An 18612-nucleotide genomic window follows, 5' to 3' on the forward strand; every position below is an offset into this window, starting at 1 on the left:
CTCCCCATTCCCAACCCCGATCAAGCCGCCTCAGCATCCTCATAAGCCTGCGCTTCCTTGCCGATCAGGATATTGGCGAGGAACCAATAGGCCTGTCCCCAGGCATCCAGCACGGCGTCGGTAGCCACCTCAGCGCCCAACACATCCCGAATGGCGGGCAGCAAAGCCTCCGCCACCTTTGGATAATGCTCGGCCTTCACGCCGGTCTCCACATGCCGCTGCACCATCCGCGCGACCGCGCCGTCCAGCGCCTGCAGCTTGTCGATATTTTCGGCATAGCCCAGGATCGCCGCCGCCAGCCGCTTGGGCTGCTCGCCGCTTTCCTGCGCCGCCTGGTCGAACATGTCCTTGATCGACGCATCCTGAAACAGCCGCGCATACATGGCCGTCGTGATCTCCACCCCATGTTGCCGCAGAGCGGGCGCGGTGGCTTTGACGATGGCGATGGTGTCGGCGGTCAACTGGGTCATGGATGCACCTTTGCTGCGAGAATCGATAAAGGTGCATTTACGTTGCATCTTTTAAGATGTAAATAGAATGAATGTTTGAAAAAGGCTTAGCCTATCTCTACCGCCGGTTGCCATGCAGTTGACCCGCCACACCGACTATGCCCTGCGCGTCCTCATTCATCTCGCGGTGACGCCCGCGGGCCGGGCCACCATCCCTGAAATCGCGGACGCCCATGGCCTCTCCCGCAACCATCTGATGAAGGTGGTGCATCATCTCGGCCAGGGCGGATTCCTGGACACGCAGCGCGGGCGCGGCGGCGGCTTCACGCTGGCCCGCGCAGCCGAGGCGATCAAATTGGGTGAGGTCATCCGCTATACCGAGCCTGCCATGGACATGGCCGATTGCGGCTCCTGCGCGATTCGCCCGGCCTGCGGACTGTCCGGCATATTGATGGCGGCCACAGCCGCCTTCCTCGCCGTACTCGACCAGCATAGCCTGGCCGACGCGGCGCGCGACCGGGCCGGGCTGGCGGCGCTGATCGCCGCCCTGCCCAGCCCTGTCATCGATGACGTCAGCGCCGCTTGCGGGCAGAGCGGGACGCCTCGCCCGGATTGATGCAGCTATCCTGCACCGTCTTGCTGCATAGCGGATAATCCTTCTGTTCTGTCGGCGGCGGCGTCATGTTGCCGCCGACCGTGGCGGGATTGGCCGAGCTTCCCACTGGCGCCGAAGGATCATGCGGCACGCCGGCGGGCGCGGGCCGCATTCCCGTATCCGGCGGCACCGCGCCTGTGGGCTGTCCCGCATTGGGATCGGCACCGGGGGGCGGCGTAGCGGGCGTCGCCGGAGCAGCGGGCGACATAGCAGGATCGGCTGGCGTGGCTGGGGTCGCCGGCGTCGCGCCCTGGTCCGGCGGAGGCGGCGCATCGGTCGCGGGCGGCTGCGACGCCGGCACATCTTGCGCGATCGCAATGCCGGTAACGCCAGTGCCAAAGGCCAGCATGGCGGCACCCGCCAACAGGATCGATTTCATCGGGATCATCCTTTCCTTGTTCTTCACCCCGTTCTGCCGCTGGGGCTCGGAAAAGAACCGGACGCACGACGTCTACGTTCCGGCAACGGCGACGAACCGTGGCGCATGCGCCGCCAGACGATCCCTCACGGCTGCGGATAGCGTTCGAACCTGGGCAATTCGTGCGCGTCCGCCATCCATGAAGCCGCCTCGGCAAATTGCACATGAATGGCTGGAGGGAGAGCCGACGGGTCGTCGAACGTCCCGGTCTGAATATCGACCATGCCCGGAAAGACCACGGCATTGCGATAAAAGAGCCCCGACCCGCATGTCCCGCAAAATTCCCGCGTCACATTGTCGGATGACCGATAAGGGACCGGATTTCCCGTCACCGTCACCATATTCTCCGGAAACAACGCCCAGCCCACCATGGGCGCCCCGGCGCTTTTCCGGCAGTCGGAACAATGGCAAAGCGCGCTATAGACAGGATCGCCCCGCGCTTCATACCGGATCGCTCCACATTGGCATCCGCCCGAAACCATGGCCTTTCTCCTTGCATGATTCGCCTTTTGTTCTCATAGAAGAAGCGGCGGTGCAAGCCCGCTCGCCCTTGCCGCCTCCCGCCCAGCATCCTAGTTGGTAGCCTATGACTCTGCCCGCTCCTTCGCCCGACGATCCCGCCTATCTTCAGGGCCTCAATGAACCGCAGCGGGAAGCCGTGCTCACCACCGAGGGTCCGGTGCTGGTCCTTGCGGGCGCGGGCACGGGCAAGACCGCCGCGCTCACGGCTCGCCTCGCCCATCTGATCGCCACCCGCCGCGCCTATCCGTCCGAAATCCTCGCCGTCACCTTCACCAACAGGGCGGCGCGCGAGATGCGAGAGCGCGTCGGTCGCATGATCGGCCCCGCGGTGGAGGGCATGCCCTGGCTCGGCACCTTCCACGCCATCGCCGCCAAGATGCTGCGCCGCCATGCCGAACTGGTCGGGCTGCAATCCAATTTCACCATCCTCGACACGGATGACCAGCTTCGCCTGATGAAACAGCTCATCCAGGCCGAGGGGATCGACGAAAAGCGCTGGCCCGCCCGGCAGCTTGGCGGCCTGATCGACCAGTGGAAGAACAAGGGCCTGACTCCGGAGGAGATCGGCGCGGGTGAAAGCGAAGGTTTCGCCAACGGAAAAGGCCAGAAGCTCTATGCCGCTTACCAGGCCCGCCTGCGCGACGTAAATGCCTGCGATTTCGGTGACTTGCTGCTGCATGTTCTGGTCATATTGAAACGCCATCGCGACGTGCTGGAAAGCTATCAGCAGCGGTTCCGCTACATCATGGTGGACGAATATCAGGACACGAACAGCAGCCAATATCTCTGGCTGCGCCTGCTCGCCCAGACGCGCAAGAATATCTGCTGCGTGGGCGATGACGATCAGTCCATCTATAGCTGGCGCGGCGCGGAAGTGGCCAATATCCTGCGCTTCGAAAAGGATTTTCCGGGCGCGAAGATCGTCCGCCTCGAACAGAATTACCGCTCGACCCCGCACATCCTCGGCGCCGCCTCCGGCGTCATCGCGGAGAATGGCAACCGGCTCGGCAAGACGCTCTGGACCGACATCGACGTGGGCGAAAAGGTGCGCGTCATCGGCGTCTGGGATGGCCCGGAGGAGGCTCGCCGCGTGGGCGACGAGATCGAATCGATCGAGCGGAAGGGCGGCTCATTGGACGAAGTCGCCATATTGGTCCGCGCCCAGCACCAGACCCGCGAATTCGAAGACCGCTTCATCCAGATCGGCCTGCCCTATCGCATCGTCGGCGGCTTCCGCTTCTACGAACGCGCCGAGATCCGCGATGCGCTCGCCTATCTGCGCCTCGTCAACCAGCCAGCCGACGATCTTGCCTTCGAGCGAATCGTCAATGTCCCCAAGCGGGGCCTGGGCGACAAGGCGGTAGAAAAGCTGCACCGCCTCGCCCGCGCCGAGGGCATTCCCCTGGCCCTCGCCGCCGCCCGCATCCTCGACACCGATGAAATGACCCCGCAGGCCCGCCGGTCGCTGGGCGCGTTCATAGGCGACCTCGCCCGCTGGCGCGACCGAGCGGCGCAGCTTCCCCATGCGGAACTCGCCCGGCAGATATTGGACGAAAGCGGCTACACCGCCATGCTCCAGGCCGAACGCACGACGGAGAGCGCGGGGCGGCTGGAAAACCTCAACGAACTCACCCGCGCCATGGAGGAATATGAGACGCTGGGCGCGTTCCTTGAGCATGTCTCGCTGGTCATGGACAATGAAGCGCAGGCGGACGAGCGCAAGATCACCATCATGACCATCCACGCCGCCAAGGGGCTGGAGTTCGACACCGTGTTCCTCGCGGGCTGGGAGGAAGGCATTTTCCCGTCCCAGCGGGCGCTGGACGAAGGCGGCCTTAATTCATTGGAGGAAGAACGCCGCCTCGCCTATGTCGCGATCACGCGCGCGCGGAAGCTGTGCCTCATCCTCCATGCCGCCAATCGCCGCATCTACGGCCAATGGACCAGTTCCATCCCCTCGCGCTTCGTGGGTGAACTCCCGCCCGAGCATGTGGAGGAGGAAAGCAGCCTATCCGGCGGCGCATCGCTCTGGCGCGCCAACTGGTCGGAGCGGGCCGACCCTTTCGCCAATGTCCAGCGCGGTTCTGCAAGAGGCCCCGGCTGGCAACGCGCCCAGCAAAGCGGCCAGTTCGTGAAGGAACCTGTCCGGATCGTGGAAGCTCGCGCCTCCGCCATCTCGCTGGGCAATAAAGGCCGGGACGACATGAGCGTCGGCCTGCGCGTCTTCCACCAGAAATTCGGCTACGGCACCGTCGCGGAGATCGAAGGCAATAAGCTGGAGATCGATTTCGAGACCGCGGGACGGAAGCGGGTTATGGACAGCTTCGTTCAACCGGCTTGATCGGCCTTTCCCGGACCGCTGAATAGATCGGGCGACGATCCTCTCCGATGCCGTCCGGAAGAAGCGCGGGAAGTCCGCTTTGGGTGGTTTCCTGCCATTCCCCCTCCCGCAAGCGGGAGGGGGCTAGGGGGTGGGCTGGCGCGACATCGGCGTAAATTTTCAACGGCTAAGCCTGAAGCTCGCTGCGCTCGCACCCACCCCTAACCCCTTTCGCCTGCGGGAGGGGAATGTCTTGGATTGGCCAATTTCTGCCCAAACAAAAACGGCGCCCGATGGGCGCCGTTTCCCTTTGCCCGCCGTCAGCGCGGTTCAGCGCTTCTCCACCGGGACATAGTCGCGCTGCGCCGGGCCGGTGTAGAGCTGGCGCGGACGGCCGATCTTCTGCGCTGGGTCGGAGATCATTTCGTTCCACTGCGCGACCCAGCCGACGGTGCGGGCGAGCGCGAACAGCACGGTGAACATCTCGGTCGGGAAACCGATGGCCGAGAGGATCACGCCCGAATAGAAGTCGACATTCGGATAGAGCTTCTTCTCGACGAAATAGGGATCGTGGAGCGCGATCTGCTCCAGTTCCTTCGCCACGTCGAAGATCGGATCATTGACGCCCAGCTTGGCCAGAACGTCCTTCGCGGTCTTCTGCATGACGGTCGCGCGCGGGTCGTAATTTTTGTAGACGCGGTGACCGAAGCCCATCAGGCGGAACGGATCGTCCTTGTTCTTGGCGCGGGCGATATATTCCGGAATGCGGTCGACGGTGCCGATTTCGCGCAGCATGTTGAGCGCGGCTTCGTTCGCGCCGCCATGCGCCGGACCCCAGAGGCAGGCGATGCCGGCCGCGATGCAGGCGAAGGGGTTGGCGCCCGAGGAACCGGCCAGACGCACGGTCGAGGTGGACGCGTTCTGCTCATGGTCGGCATGGAGCGTGAAGATCTTGTCCATCGCGTCCACGACCACCGGGTCGAGCACATAGTCTTCCGCCGGGACCGAGAAGGTCATGTTCAGGAAGTTGGCGGTGTAGCTGAGGTCGTTGCGCGGATAGACGAAGGGCTGACCCACCGAATATTTATAGGCCATGGCCGCGATCGTCGGCATCTTGGCGATCAGGCGGTGGCTGGCGATCTTGCGCTGCTGCGGATCGTTGATGTCTGTCGAGTCGTGATAGAAGGCCGAAAGCGCGCCGACCACGCCGCACATGATCGCCATCGGGTGCGCGTCGCGGCGGAAACCGCGATAGAAGGTGGTGAGCTGCTCATGCACCATGGTGTGGCGCGTGATGGTGCGGGTGAAATCCTCCAGCTCCTTCTTCGACGGCAGTTCGCCGTTGAGGAGGAGGTAGCTGACCTCCATGAAGCTCGACTGTTCGGCAAGCTGGTCGATCGGATAGCCGCGATGCAGCAGCACGCCGGCGTCGCCGTCAATATAGGTCAGGCCCGAATCGCAGCTCGCGGTGGAGGTGAAGCCGGGATCATAGGTAAACATGCCGGTGTTGGCGTAGAGCTTGCGGACGTCGATGACCTGCGGGCCGACCGTGCCATTCAGAATGGCATAGTCTTTCGCGTCGCCCCCGACGCTCAAAGTGGCATTGTTATCCGACATGCTGTTCTCCTGATACTTCAATTGGCCGATGCGTGCCTCACAGCGGCCAATCGTTCCAAGCTCTCCGCCCTTCCCAAAAGGAAAAGGACGTCGAAAATTCCCGGCGAAACCGTGCGACCGGTCAGCGCCGCGCGCAAAGGCTGCGCGACCTTTCCAAGCCCGAGGCCGGCATCCTCTGCCACGCGGCGTATTGCTTCCTCGATCGCTTCGACCGTCCAGGACTGGACGGGCGCAAGAGCGTCGGCTGTCTGTCCCAGCAGCGCGCGCGCCGAGTCGTCTAGCAGAGCAAGGGCCTTCTCGTCAAAATCGAGCGGGCAATTTTTGAACAAGAACTCGGCGCCCTCCGTAATTTCGTTAAGCGTCTTGGCGCGGGGCTTGAGCGAAGGCATGGCGTCGGCAAGCAGTTTTTTGGCCGCTCTCCGGCAGGTTGCGGCCAAGGCGGGTCGCGATGCGCGGCGCAACCAGCGCGGCCAGGCGCGCATCGTCCGCCTCGCGCAGATAATGGCCGTTCAGATTTTCCAGCTTCTTAATGTCGAAGCGGGAGGGAGAACGGCCGACGCCCGCAATGTCGAACAATTCGACGGCGCGGTCGCGGGAGATGATTTCCTCATCGCCATGGCCCCAACCGAGTCGCAGCAGATAGTTGAGCACCGCTTCGGGCAACATGCCCATTTCGTCGCGATAGGCGTCGACGCCCAGCGCGCCGTGCCGCTTGGACAGTTTGGCGCCGTCGGAGCCATGGATCAGCGGGATATGGGCGTAGACCGGTTCTTCCCAATCCATCGCCTTTATGATGCCTAGCTGACGGAACGCGTTGTTGAGATGATCGTCGCCGCGGATGACATGGGTGACGCCCATGTCATGGTCGTCGACCACCACGGCCAGCATATAGGTGGGCGTGCCGTCCGAACGCAGCAGGATCATGTCGTCCAGCTCCGCATTCTGGACGACGACGCGGCCCTGCACGGCGTCCTCGATCACCGTCTCGCCCTCGCGTGGCGCTTTCAGGCGGATGACGAAGGGCGCGCCTTCCGGGGCTTCCTCGGGCGAGCGGTCGCGCCAGCGCCCGTCATAGCGCATCGGCTGCTTGGCGGCGCGCTGCTGCTCGCGCAGTTCCGCCAGTTCCTCGGGCGTCGCATAGCAGCGATAGGCGTGGCCGGCGGCGAGCATCTGGTTCGCCACTTCGGCATGGCGCGGCGTGCGCTCGAACTGGAAGACCGCTGGCTCGTCGCCGGCCAGGCCCAGCCATTCCAGGCCGTCGAAGATCGCGGCGACGGCTTCCTCGGTGGAGCGCGCCCGGTCGGTATCCTCGATCCGCAGCAGGAACTTGCCGCCATGATGGCGCGCGAACAGCCAGTTGAAGAGTGCGGTGCGCGCGCCGCCGATATGAAGAAAACCGGTAGGCGACGGCGCAAAACGGGTTACTACCTGCTTGTTCGAACCTGTAGCACTCACCGCTTCATTCCCTGACATTCGCCCTGATAACCACCGACCCATCCATGATCGCGACGCCCCCTAGCATGGCTTTCGAGCCACGACAAACCTCCGTTATCACTTCTCTTGGGGGGAGGGCGGAACGGCTTTGGCACGGCCTGGAGCTTTGGCTGGAGGAAGAGCGGGAGCGGTTGCCGCTTTGGGCGCCGGTTGCCTTGGCCGTGGGAATCGCGGCCTGGTTCGTCTTGGCTAATCGGTTGGAATGGCTGGCCTTTTGCTGCATCATGCTGGCGGCTGCCTGTTGCGCCCTTGTTCTACCGGTCGGCGGACGGGTGCGGCAGGCGATCCTTGCGGCCAGTCTTTTGGCCTGTGCGGGATGCCTGCTGGTCTGGGCGAAGGCGATGATCTGGGGCGCGCCGCCTTTGCCCAGCGCGGCTTTTGTCGAGCTGACGGGAGAGGTCCGGTCGGTCAACAGGCTCCCCGCGCAGAAGATGAGTCGCGTGCTGGTTCGTCCGGTCGACATGCCCGCGCTGCCGCCCCTGTTAAGGGTCAATCTTGACGATGGGCTGATGCCGGAGGGCATTGGGGAGGGGGCGATCATACGGTTCCGGGCGAGGCTGATGCCGCCTGCGCCGCCAAGCCTGCCGGGCGGCTATGACTTTGCGCGCCGCGCCTATTTCGACGGCATCGGCGCGACCGGGCGCGTGCTGCGGCCGATTGTCGTCCTGCGGCCCGCGACGGCGGGGCCGCCGCTGAGGGCACGGCTGTTCGCGCACATATTGGAGCGGGTGCCTGGGAAGGGTGCGGGCATTGCCGCCGCTCTGGCGACGGGGGATCAGGGCGCGATCACCAACGCCGATGCGACGGCGATGCGGCGGAGCGGGCTCGCCCATCTGCTGTCGATCAGCGGGCTGCATGTCACGGCCCTGATCGCGGCGGTGATTTTCCTGCTGATGCGGGCGATGGCGCTCAGCCGGCGGGCGGCGCTCGATTGGCCGCTGATGCTGGTCGCGGCGGGCGGCGGAGCTTTGGCGGGCATCGGCTATACGCTTCTGACCGGCGCGGAGGTTCCGACCGTGCGGTCCTGCGTCGCCGCCTTGCTGGTTCTGGGCGGATTGGCGATGGGGCGGGATGCGATCACGCTCAGGCTGGTGGCGGCGGGAGCGCTGGTGGTGCTGCTCCTTTGGCCTGAAGCGCTGGTCGGGCCGAGTTTCCAGATGAGTTTCGCCGCCGTGGTCGCCCTGGTGTCGCTGGGCGAGCATCCGCGATTCCGCGCTTTCCTGGCGGCGCGGGACGAGGAAATCTGGCGCCGGATCGCCCGCAATCTGATTGGCATGCTGGCGACGGGACTGGTGGTCGAACTGGTGCTGGCCCCGATCGCGCTTTTCCATTTCCACAAGGCGGGCATGCTGGGTTCGGTCGCCAATCTGGTGGCCATACCGCTCACCACCCTGGTCGTCATGCCGTTGGAGGCGATGGCCTTGCTTTTCGACCTGTGCGGATGGGGCGCGCCTTTCTGGTGGCTCACGGCGCGGGCATTGGATTTGTTGCTGCTAGTTGCGCATGGGGTTGCGTCCAGCCCTTGGGCGGTGGTGCTGGCGCCCGCGCAATCGGGGGCGGTGTTCGGCCTGATCCTGTCGGGCATGCTGTGGTGTCTGCTGTGGCGAAGCCGGTGGCGCTGGCTCGGTTTGACGCCCGTGACGGCTGGCGTGGCGATGATCATTGCCAGTTCTCCACCCTCCATCCTGATAACCGGCGATGGCCGCCATATCGCTGTCAGGACCGCGAACGGCGGAATGGCGATGCTGCGGGGACGTGCGGGCAACTATGTGCGCGAAGTCATGGCGGAGAGCGCCGGTTATGACGGCACGCTGGAGGCGATGGCGGCGCTGCCGCAAGCGCGTTGCTCCCCCGATCTCTGCGCCGTTCGCCTGACCGGCGGCGGGCGGAACTGGCACCTGCTGCTGACGCGGAGCAGCATGAAGATCGACAATGCGATATTGGCGCGGGACTGCGCACGTGCCGACATCGTCGTCAGCGACCGCCGCCTGCCGGGCGTCTGTCGCCCGCGCTGGCTGAAGGTGGATCGACGCTTGCTGACGGCGACCGGCGGTCTAGCCATCGATCTCGACCATGGCGCCTTGCGCAGCGTGAAATCAGCGAATGACGAGCATCCCTGGGTCGCGCGGCCTTCAACCCGGCCGCGCGGCCTTGCGGGACGTCAATTATAGCGCCGCAGCAACCCAGCCAGCTTGCCCTGGATGCGCACCTGCTGCGGATCGTAGAATTGCGGTTCATAGGCGCCATTGGCTGGATCGAGCCGGACCTTCTGCCCTTCCCGCCGGAAATATTTGAGGGTCGCCTCATTCTCGTCGATCAGCGCGACCACGATCTGCCCCTCCCGCGCCACGTCGGTGCGTTGGATGAGCGCGAAGTCGCCATCAAGGATACCCGCCTCCACCATGGAGTCCCCCGCCACTTCCAGCGCATAATGATCCCCGGTCCCGAGCAGCGCCGCTGGCACGGAGAGCATATTCTGTCCCTCCAGCGCCTCGATCGGCACGCCGGCCGCGATGCGGCCGTGCAGCGGAATCTCCAATATGTCATTGGCCGCGACCGGCGGCCTGCTCAACGCCGTGCCCGCCGCCAGAGGCGTTTTGATTGGTGCGACGACCTTGGGCGCTCGATGCATGGCCTCAGGCAGCTTCAGCACTTCCAGCGCGCGGGCGCGATTGGGCAGGCGGCGGATGAAGCCGCGCTCCTCCAACGCATTGATCAGGCGGTGAATGCCGGATTTGGACCGCAGGTCCAGCGCTTCCTTCATCTCCTCGAAAGAGGGGGACACGCCTCCCTCCTCCAGCCGGGTCTGAATGAAGCTCAGCAATTCCTGTTGCTTGGGTGTCAACATCTCGCCTTGCCCTCCTTGGAACGGATGGGGAACGCATAGGAAACGGAAAGGGGCAAGTCAAGCGCTTGGTGATTATCCCCTTGAAACAAGTATCCGGATATGGCATATGATGGGCATGAGCAACAAAGCCCCCACGCTGCGCCAGTTCCAAGATCGCTTCCCGACCGAAGATAGTTGCCTCGATCACCTGATGCGCGTTCGCTACGGGGATCGCCATAATTGCGAGAAGTGCGGCAAGTCGGCCCATTTCTACCGCGTGAAGGGCCGCCGCTCCTACGCTTGCGAATATTGCGGCGCTCAGATTTACCCGACCGCTGGCACCCCCTTTGACCGCACTCGCACGAGCCTGCGCGATTGGTTCTTCGTCATGTTCCAGTTCTGCGCCTCGCGAAACGGCGTTGCCGCCAAGGAAGTCGAGCGTCAGCTAGGCGTGACCTACAAGACCGCTTGGCGCATGTGCCACATGATCCGCGAATATATGGGGCAGGTTGACGGCGACGATCCGGTGGGTGGCTTTGGCAAGATTGTGGAAGTCGATGAAACCTACATCGGCGGTAAGCAGGAAGGCAAAGGCGCGGGGAACTATCGTGACAACAAAGCCATCGTGATCGGTATGCGCGAGCGCAACGGCGACGTTATCACCCGCGTTGTTCCGAACAGGAAAAAGGCCACGCTGGAACCGCATGTTTCCGCCAACGTGAAGCCGCACACCGAAATCCACACTGTCAACCGGCGCGCAAAGTTGACCCCCTATCGGCGCCCAACATTGACCCCCTTTTTGTGAGTGCCGGCGGTTATCCCGGTAGTCCATAGGAGGGACCCGCGGACGCCGCCGCGCGCCGTCAGGAGCGCTGGCGGCGGCGTCCGCGGGAGGTGCCTGTGGACCCACCGGGGTAACCGCCGGGGATGGGGGTCCGGGGGAAGGGGTTTTTCCTCGTCTCAGCTTCGGTTTTTGAACCGCCAGCTATCGTTGCCGGTCTCGATAATGTCGCAGTGGTGGGTGACGCGGTCCAGCAGCGCCGTTGTCATTTTGGCATCCTGGAAGACGCTCGGCCATTCGCCGAAGGCGAGATTGGTGGTGATGATCACCGAGGTCTTTTCATAGAGTTTGCTGATCAGATGGAACAGCATCTGCCCTCCTGAACGGGCGAACGGCAGATACCCGAGTTCGTCCAGCACCACGACGTCCAGGCGGGCCATCTGGGCGGCCAGGTTGCCAGCCTTGGCCTGCCGGGTTTCCTCCTCCAGACGATTGACCAGGTCGACAGTATTGAAGAACCGTCCTCTCGACCCGGCACGAACCACGGCAGCGGCGATGGCAAGCGCGAGATGTGTCTTGCCGGTGCCGGTGCCACCAACCAGTACGATATTGCGCCTTTCCGGCAGGAATGAACCGGCATGGAGTGAACGCACCAGGCTTTCGTTGATCGGTGTATCGGCGAACACAAAGCCGTCGAGATCCTTGATGGCCGGCAGCCTGGCCGCAGTCATGCGGTATCGGATCGAAGCGGCTTCTCGATGCGCGCCTTCAGCGCGGAGCAGGTCGCCGAGCATCTCCATGGCGGTCCGGTCACGACGGACGCCGTTGGTAACGGCATCGTCGAACGCGGCGATCATGCCCTTTAGGCCCAGCCCCTTCAGGGCTGCCAACATCTCATGCCGCTGCATCGAGGCCTCGCACCATGTCATAACGCGCGCAGTCGGCGATGGGCGGATGCTTGAGCTTCAGATCGACCAGGACGCTGATGGCCTGGGTGGGCTGGGGTTCGCGTCGGCGCGACAGGATGTTGAGGATCACTTCGTCATTGGCCGTACCCGCCATCATAGCTTCGCGGACGGCAGCTTCGACCGCCTCCAGCCCATCTTCGGGCACTGCTGCCAGCACCCGGACGAAGCGCCGATCTGCGTCATCGCTTTTGCCCAGCTTGCGGCGCAGTTGGGCCAGGGCCGGCGGAAGATCCCAGTCCTGGAAGGGAGCGCCGTTGCGCAATGCTCCCGGCTTGCGGATCAGGACCGGCAGATAATGCCAAGGGTTGAACGCCGTCTGGTTGCGGCCGAACACGCGAGCATGCTCGGCAACCGCTTGGCCTGCACAACGGATGACGATCCTGTCGGCATAGGCGCGCAGTTGCACCGCCTCCCGGGCCGCACTCGCCATGACCGAGTATCGGTTGCGATCGAAGCTCACCAGGCAGGTTGCGCTCGCCACATGTTCGCTCTCGAAGAAGCCGTCAAAGGGCGTGGCCAATGACTGCAGCGAGGATCGTTCCATCTCCAGCGCCTGCGCAATGGTCATGTCTTCCAGATCTGGATGGGCATAACGCTCGGCCCACCGTCGGCACTCGGCCTCCAGCCAGGCGTTCAGCTCTTCGAGGCTGGCAAAGCGCAACCGGGGCTTGAACAGCCGCTCCCGGCTGGTCTGGACCTGGTTCTCGACCTGTCCCTTCTCCCAGCCTGCCGCCGGGCTGCAAGCCACAGGCTCGACGCCATAATGATCCGTCATGATCAGGAAGCGCCGGTTGAACACCCGCTCCTTGCCGGTGAACACGCTCGTCACCGCGGTCTTCATGTTGTCGTAAATGCCGCGCGTCGGCACCCCGCCAAAAAAGGCAAAGCCCCGGGCATGCGCGTCAAAGAGCATCTCCTGGGTCTCGCGCGGATAGGCCCGCACATACGGCGCCCGCGACCAGCACAACCGCATATGAGCTACCTTCACCCGCATCGGCTTGCCGGCGATCTCCACGTCCTCGTGGCTCCAGTCGAACTGATAGGCCTCACCCGGCCGGAACATGAGCGGGATGAACACCTTGCTCATATCGCCGCCGTCGGTCCGGCGTTCGCGCTTCCAGCGTGCCGCATAGCGCCGAACCGCATCGTAGGAGCCGGTGAAACCCTCACGCTCCAGAAGATCGTGTATCCGTGTCAGCCGTAGCCGATCACGCCGGGGCCGTTCCTCGTTCTGCACCAACAACTCGTCCAGCCGTTCGCGAAATGGCCCGGTCTGCGGTCGAGGCTGCTCCTTGCGTTCGTAGCTGAAATCCGCCTCCGGCGCACGGATCGCCTTGCGCACCGTGTTGCGCGACAACCGTAAATCACGCGCGATCTCTTTGATCGGCTTACCTTCCCTGTGCTCCCTGCGAATCTTGGCAATAGTCTCCACAATCAACATCCCCATCCTCGCCGCCTGGAAGTCCAAGCCGCGACGCCTCACACTCTGGAATGATGGGGGTCAATTTTAGACGCCGATCACCCCGCTAAGGGGGTCAATTTTGCACGCCGCTCCACAATCCACACCGATGAACTGGTCAGCTATCGCGATCTGGGCGAGTTCAAGGGCTATTGGCACAAGACCGTCAACCACAGCGCCGAGCAATATGTCGGGCCGACCGGAACAACCGTGAACGGCATTGAAGGCTTCTGGGTGCAGCTAAAGCGCGGGATCAACGGCACTCACATTCATGTCAGCGCGAAGCATCTTCCGAAGTATCTCGCGGAGTTCGAATTTCGTCACAATATGCGCGACGTGCCGCATCTGATGCTTGATCGCCTGATGATTTCTTTTTCGCGCTGACAGGCGCATGGCCATGAGCCATAGCGTCTAGCAGGCGGTCGAAGCGCTTGTTCGTATCATCCGTCATATCGGTAAATTCCAAGCTTGTTTTGTGCTGACGTATCAAAAACGTCATCGCCCTCCTCTTGGACATAGAGGCATGGCGAAAGCTTTTGGCCAACGTGGCTGACCATTTCTATATAGATTTTTCTTCGCTGTGTCAGCCATCGCCCGTGACACTCAAGGATGGCTACGTTTCTCGACCCGCCAATAAAATTCTCTGTTTTGAGCGGCCCCCAGCCGCGCTTCCTTTTGTGATCCCATCCCGCTGTTGGGATGCCCATATCAACAATTGGAATATCAAGTGTCTGCCCTGCTTGGGCATTATAGCTGTTCGCGATTTTCAGCACATATTCAAAAGGTTGCTGCCCTCGACCTGTGCATGAGTATACGCGCAGAACTAAATCAACGCGCCGGACTTTGCGGATAAATCTTATCCTGAGCCGAACGCCAATATCGGTAGCAGGCATGACACCGCCCCACTCAGTGCCTGACCAATGCCCCGCATGGAGATGGGCAACCTCAAACTTGTCGCTAACTTTATGCCAGAACTGCCAAATGCGAGAGTCATTCCCGCGAAGTAGGTCATACCATAGCGTTGCAAGGGCGACTCCTATAGAAAAAGGATATGCCCAGTCAGGCACCGCCGTGACCCATCGGTATTGCGGGTTGGCTTCCAGCCATTTCCCGCAGAGGAAAAGCAACGGGCTTTGCAAAATCAGTAGGTAATTTGCATCCGCCAGATGGATTCGACTCGGCATTCGCATGCGCTCGCATATCACGCACTCCTACTTGTCGGAAAGGGATAATAACCAAGCGCCTAACGGTTTGCCGCATTTGCGGGAACGGGGCGGCGAACGGGCCGTTTACATGGCTGCCTTCCCCGGAGAAGGTGAATAGGAGAGTAAGATGGCCAACCAGAACAACCAAGGCGGCGATCAACGCCGCGATCAGCAGGGCGGCGACCGTTCCAGCCAGGGCGGACGTCAGCAGCAGCAGGAAAACCGCCAGGGCCAGATGGGCGATGAACGTCGCCAGGACAAGGCGCCCGGCAAGCAGCAGCGCTGAAAAGGGTTGGTTGTCATTCAGCCCATGGTTTGAATGCCACCGCTGTTCATCAGGACTGCACTGGAAGGGGTCGCTCCGCGGCCCCTTTCCTTATGCGAGGGGGAGTACCGTGACGGCGTCGCCGGCCGCTGCGGCGGGGGAACCGGCGGGACGCAGGATGAGGCAGTCGGCCATCGCCATGGCGGCCGTGGCGGCGCTGTCCTGCGAGGTCACGGAAACGATACCGGCTTCGGTGCGGAAGGCGCGCAGATAATCGTCGCGCTCCCCAATGGCGGGGAGGGCGGCGCCAAGCGTTGCCGGTACCATCCGGGGCAGTGGCGATGCGGCACCCATCAGATGGCGGACCAGCGGCAGCAGGAACAATGTCGCGGTGACGAAGGCCGACACGGGATTGCCGGGCAGGCCAAGGAAGATGGCGGAACCCAATGTGCCCGCCATGAGCGGCTTGCCCGGTCGCATGCGGATCTTCCAGAAGTCGAGCGAGCCGCCGGCGCGGGTGAAGGCCGGGCGGACGATGTCATGATCCCCCACCGACGCGCCGCCGGTCGAGACGATGATGTCGGCGTCCCCGGCGCGGGCGAAGGCCTGAGTCATGCTGTCGAGATCGTCGGCCACGATCCCCAGGTCGATGACGTCGCAGGGCAGACCGCAGAGCAGCGCGGCCAGCATGGGCGCGTTGGAGGAAGGAAGCTGGCCCTCCAGCGCGGGCGCGCCGGGCGGGACCAGTTCATTGCCGGTGGAAAGCAGGGCGATGCGCGCACGCCGGGCGACGGGCAAGCTTCCATGGCCGCCCAGCACGGCAAGGGCGATCTGTGCAGGGCCGAGAGCCGTGCCCGCCTTCAGCAGAAGGCCGCCTTTGCCGAAATCGGAGGCAGCGGGGCGAACATTGCGGCCATGCGCCAGAGCGTCGCCCAACCCTCGCAGGATCGTTTCTTCCCGGACCGCATCTTCCTGGATCAGAACGCTGTCCGCGCCTTGCGGCAGGGGCGCGCCGGTAAAGATGCGGCAGGCTTCGCCGGGACCGAGCGGTGGAGGGAGCGGGCCGCCAGCCGCGCTTTCGGCCGTGACTCTCCATGGCCCCGGCCATTCGTCCGCGCGGATCGCATAGCCATCCATGGCGGAAAGATCGGCCCAGGGCTGGTCGCGCAGCGCGGCGATATCCTCCGTTAGCCAGCGTCCGGCGCAGGCGGGAATGGCCACCTGCTCCGTCGGCAGCAGCGCCGCGAGCGCTATCAGGCGGTTTTGCGCCTCCGCGACCGGGAGCAGGCTCATGACGCTTGCCCATCCCCGGCGATCCAGTCGCCGGATTTGCCGCCGGTCTTGGAGAGCAGACGGACGTCGCTGATGACCATGCCCTTATCGAGCGCCTTTGCCATGTCGTAGACGGTCAGCAAGGCGACCGACGCGGCCGTGAGCGCCTCCATTTCTACGCCCGTCTGGCCTGCGGTTTTGGCGGTGGCGGTGACGGTGACGCCGCTGTCGTCGAGGTCGAAGGCGATGCTGACGGAACTGAGCGGGATCGGGTGGCAGAGCGGGATCAGTTCGGCGGTGCGCTTGGCGGCCATGATGCCCGCGACACGGGCGACCGCCAGTACGTCGCCCTTCTTCACCAGGCCCTGGGCGATGGCGGCGGCGGCTTCCCCGCTCATGCTGATGCGGCCGGTGGCGACGGCTTGCCGGGCCGTCACCGCCTTGGCGGAGACATCGACCATATGGGCCGAGCCGTCCTTGTCCAGATGCGTGAGCTTGCTCATTGCCCCGTCAGCAGGTTGCGGGTGGCGGCTTCGACATCGGCCTGCCTCATGAGGGTTTCCCCGACTAGGAAGCAGCGGACCCCATGGTCCGACATGGCGATGAGGTCCGCATGGCTGCCGATCCCGCTTTCCGCGACGAAGGTGCAGCCTTCGGGGGCCTGGCCGACCAGCTCATAGGTGCGGGCGAAATCGACGGTGAAGTCGCGCAGGTCGCGATTATTGACGCCGATCAGGCGCGAGCGGAGCTTCATGGCGCGCTCCAGTTCCTGGGCGTCATGCACTTCGATGAGCGCGTCCATGCCCAGGCCAAGGGCGGCGTCCTCTATCTCCGCCATCTGACCGTCGTCCAGCGCGGCGACGATGATGAGGATGGCGTCTGCGCCCAGCGAGCGGCTTTCCAGCACCTGCCAGGGATCGACCATGAAATCCTTGCGGAGCACCGGCAGGGCGCAGGCCGAGCGGGCGGCCATCAGATAATCGTCATGGCCCTGGAAATAGGGCTCGTCGGTCAGCACCGACAGGCAGGCCCCGCCGCCCGCCGCATAGGCCTGGGCATGGGCGGGCGGGTCGAAATCGGGGCGGATCAGGCCTTTGGACGGGCTGGCCTTCTTGATCTCCGCAATCAGGCCGAAGCCGGAACGGGCGGCATCGTCCAGCGCCTTGCGGAAGCCGCGCGGGGGCGTCTGTTCGGCGGCGCGAGCGTGCAGAGTGGAGACGGTGATCGCGGCCTTGCGCCGGGCGACCTCCTCCCGCTTCACGTCGCAGATTTCGATCAGCTTGTTCGTCATTTGAAAGCTATCCAGCAATTGAGGAGCGCGTTGGCAAGGCCGCGATCGATGGTTTCGGCGGCTTCCTCCACGCCTTCGCGGAAATCGGATACGGCGTCCGCCACGACAAGGGCGGCGGCGGCGTTCAGCAGCACCGCGTCTCGATAAGGCCCCGCTTCGCCTTGCAGCAAGGCGCGCAGCGCGGCGGCGTTATAGGCGGGGTCGCCGCCCCTGATCGCCTCGACCGGATGGGTGGAGAGGCCGAGTTCGGCGGCGGTGAGGCGGCGCATCGCGACCAGGCTGTTGCCCTTCACCTCCGCCAGATCGTTGCCGCCCGCCAGCGACAATTCGTCCAGCCCTTCGTCGCCGGAGACGATCATGGCGTGGTCGGCGCCGAGTTCCGCCAGCGCCTCCGCATAGACGGGAACATAGTCCGGGCGGGCGATGCCGACCAGTTGGCGGCGCACGCCGGCGGGGTTGGCGAGCGGCCCCATCAGGTTGAAGATGGTGCGTTCGCCTATCGCCTTGCGAATGGGGGCCAGGCGCTTGAGCGCGGGGTGGTAGTTCTGCGCGAAGAGGAAGCAGATGCCGAGATCGGCCAGAGTCGCTTCGGCTGTCGCGGCCGCGCGGTCGAGGTCGAGCCCAAGGGCTTCCAGCGTGTCGGCGGCGCCGGCCTTGGAGGAGGCGGCGCGATTGCCGTGCTTGGCGACGGGCACGCCGGCGGCCGCCACGACCAGCGAGACGGCGGTGGAGACGTTGAGCGTGTGATGACCGTCGCCACCCGTGCCGCAGACGTCGATGGCGCCCCGCGGGGCCGTGATCGGGATCATGCGGTGGCGCATGGCGCGGGCGGCGGCGGCGATTTCGATGGCCGTCTCGCCCCGCCGGGCCATGGTGACGAGGAAGCCTGCGATCTCCTCTTCGGGAAGGTCGGCGTCGAACAGCAGGTCGAAAGCCATGGCGGCCTGTTGCGCGTCGAGCGGGGTGGCGGGATCGGGCAGGCGGGTCATCGACGCTGCCTTAATCATGGGAAGGCGCCGGAGTCGAGATGGGGAAGCGCGAAAGTCGTTATGGCAGCGCAATATAGTGC

17 protein-coding genes and 2 pseudogenes are annotated in these 18612 nt (G+C 64.1%); 6 read left to right on the top strand and 13 right to left on the bottom strand.

Features of this window, described 5'->3' with window-relative positions:
• Window positions 1-20 precede the first annotated feature (20 nt).
• Window positions 21-470, bottom strand: coding sequence for a globin domain-containing protein (locus HUK72_RS04420; RefSeq protein ID WP_176595705.1), 450 nt, complete (start codon window positions 468-470; stop codon window positions 21-23).
• A 112-nt stretch (window positions 471-582) separates the two neighbouring features.
• Here HUK72_RS04420 and HUK72_RS04425 point away from each other — a divergent pair, with 112 nt between their 5' ends.
• A complete protein-coding gene (locus HUK72_RS04425; RefSeq protein ID WP_176595706.1) occupies window positions 583-1065 on the top strand; it encodes an Rrf2 family transcriptional regulator in 483 nt (160 codons plus the stop codon).
• On the opposite strand, the gene HUK72_RS04430 is transcribed toward HUK72_RS04425, so the two are convergent.
• Entirely contained in the window at window positions 1022-1483 is a 462-nt protein-coding gene (locus tag HUK72_RS04430; RefSeq protein WP_255325611.1) for a Fe-S oxidoreductase, read from the bottom strand. The two genes, HUK72_RS04425 and HUK72_RS04430, sit on opposite strands and share 44 nt — an antisense overlap.
• A 125-nt stretch (window positions 1484-1608) precedes the next feature.
• The gene (locus tag HUK72_RS04435; protein ID WP_176595708.1) at window positions 1609-2004 is read right to left on the bottom strand and encodes a GFA family protein; all 396 of its coding nucleotides are present in this window, start codon (window positions 2002-2004) and stop codon (window positions 1609-1611) included.
• Window positions 2005-2108: 104 nt separating this feature from the next.
• Here HUK72_RS04435 and HUK72_RS04440 point away from each other — a divergent pair, with 104 nt between their 5' ends.
• The gene (locus HUK72_RS04440) at window positions 2109-4385 is read left to right on the top strand and encodes an ATP-dependent helicase (protein ID WP_176595709.1); all 2277 of its coding nucleotides are present in this window, start codon (window positions 2109-2111) and stop codon (window positions 4383-4385) included.
• Between the two features lie 309 nt (window positions 4386-4694).
• Here HUK72_RS04440 and HUK72_RS04445 read toward each other — a convergent pair whose 3' ends face one another.
• Both HUK72_RS04445 and gltX read right to left on the bottom strand, forming a co-directional pair.
• A complete protein-coding gene (locus tag HUK72_RS04445; protein WP_176595710.1) occupies window positions 4695-5981 on the bottom strand; it encodes a citrate synthase in 1287 nt (428 codons plus the stop codon).
• A gap of 17 nt (window positions 5982-5998) precedes the next feature.
• A pseudogene (gltX, locus tag HUK72_RS04450) lies at window positions 5999-7454 on the bottom strand (glutamate--tRNA ligase).
• A gap of 47 nt (window positions 7455-7501) precedes the next feature.
• Here gltX and HUK72_RS04455 point away from each other — a divergent pair.
• Window positions 7502-9646 carry a ComEC/Rec2 family competence protein gene (locus HUK72_RS04455; protein WP_176595711.1) on the top strand — a complete coding sequence of 715 codons (2145 nt, stop codon included), beginning with the start codon at window positions 7502-7504 and terminating at the stop codon, window positions 9644-9646.
• Here HUK72_RS04455 and lexA read toward each other — a convergent pair.
• Window positions 9637-10323, bottom strand: coding sequence for a transcriptional repressor LexA (gene lexA, locus HUK72_RS04460; RefSeq protein WP_176595712.1), 687 nt, complete (start codon window positions 10321-10323; stop codon window positions 9637-9639). The two genes, HUK72_RS04455 and lexA, sit on opposite strands and share 10 nt — an antisense overlap.
• Window positions 10324-10438: 115 nt before the next feature.
• Between lexA and HUK72_RS04465 the strand changes: the two are divergent.
• A pseudogene (locus HUK72_RS04465) lies at window positions 10439-11047 on the top strand (IS1595 family transposase); the annotation flags it as partial.
• 215 nt (window positions 11048-11262) lie between these two features.
• Here HUK72_RS04465 and istB read toward each other — a convergent pair.
• A complete protein-coding gene (gene istB, locus HUK72_RS04470) occupies window positions 11263-11991 on the bottom strand; it encodes an IS21-like element helper ATPase IstB (RefSeq protein ID WP_176595381.1) in 729 nt (242 codons plus the stop codon).
• The gene (istA, locus tag HUK72_RS04475) at window positions 11978-13492 is read right to left on the bottom strand and encodes an IS21 family transposase (protein ID WP_176597709.1); all 1515 of its coding nucleotides are present in this window, start codon (window positions 13490-13492) and stop codon (window positions 11978-11980) included. Before istA ends, istB begins: the two co-directional genes overlap by 14 nt.
• 63 nt (window positions 13493-13555) lie before the next feature.
• Between istA and HUK72_RS04480 the strand changes: the two genes are divergently transcribed.
• The gene (locus tag HUK72_RS04480; RefSeq protein WP_176597741.1) at window positions 13556-13894 is read left to right on the top strand and encodes an IS1595 family transposase; all 339 of its coding nucleotides are present in this window, start codon (window positions 13556-13558) and stop codon (window positions 13892-13894) included.
• A 56-nt stretch (window positions 13895-13950) separates the two neighbouring features.
• Here HUK72_RS04480 and HUK72_RS04485 read toward each other — a convergent pair whose 3' ends face one another.
• On the bottom strand, window positions 13951-14700 hold the full coding sequence (locus HUK72_RS04485) for a hypothetical protein (protein ID WP_176595714.1): 750 nt from the start codon (window positions 14698-14700) through the stop codon (window positions 13951-13953).
• Window positions 14701-14842: 142 nt separating this feature from the next.
• On the opposite strand from HUK72_RS04485, the gene HUK72_RS04490 reads away from it, so the two are divergent.
• Window positions 14843-15001, top strand: coding sequence for a hypothetical protein (locus tag HUK72_RS04490; RefSeq protein ID WP_176595715.1), 159 nt, complete (start codon window positions 14843-14845; stop codon window positions 14999-15001).
• 90 nt (window positions 15002-15091) lie between these two features.
• On the opposite strand, the gene HUK72_RS04495 is transcribed toward HUK72_RS04490, so the two are convergent.
• From HUK72_RS04495 to trpD, 4 genes are read right to left on the bottom strand one after another with little or no spacing between them, the layout of a single operon-like run.
• Window positions 15092-16273, bottom strand: coding sequence for a molybdopterin molybdotransferase MoeA (locus tag HUK72_RS04495; RefSeq protein ID WP_176595716.1), 1182 nt, complete (start codon window positions 16271-16273; stop codon window positions 15092-15094).
• Window positions 16270-16755, bottom strand: coding sequence for a cyclic pyranopterin monophosphate synthase MoaC (moaC, locus tag HUK72_RS04500; RefSeq protein WP_176595717.1), 486 nt, complete (start codon window positions 16753-16755; stop codon window positions 16270-16272). The genes HUK72_RS04495 and moaC overlap by 4 nt, the downstream gene beginning before the upstream one ends.
• Entirely contained in the window at window positions 16752-17543 is a 792-nt protein-coding gene (trpC, locus tag HUK72_RS04505) for an indole-3-glycerol phosphate synthase TrpC (RefSeq protein ID WP_176595718.1), read from the bottom strand. The genes moaC and trpC overlap by 4 nt, the downstream gene beginning before the upstream one ends.
• Window positions 17540-18532, bottom strand: coding sequence for an anthranilate phosphoribosyltransferase (gene trpD, locus HUK72_RS04510; protein ID WP_176597742.1), 993 nt, complete (start codon window positions 18530-18532; stop codon window positions 17540-17542). Before trpD ends, trpC begins: the two co-directional genes overlap by 4 nt.
• Window positions 18533-18612: the final 80 nt, after the last annotated feature.

This window comes from Sphingobium sp. 15-1 (genome assembly GCF_013375535.1).
GTDB lineage: Bacteria > Pseudomonadota > Alphaproteobacteria > Sphingomonadales > Sphingomonadaceae > Sphingobium > Sphingobium aromaticivastans.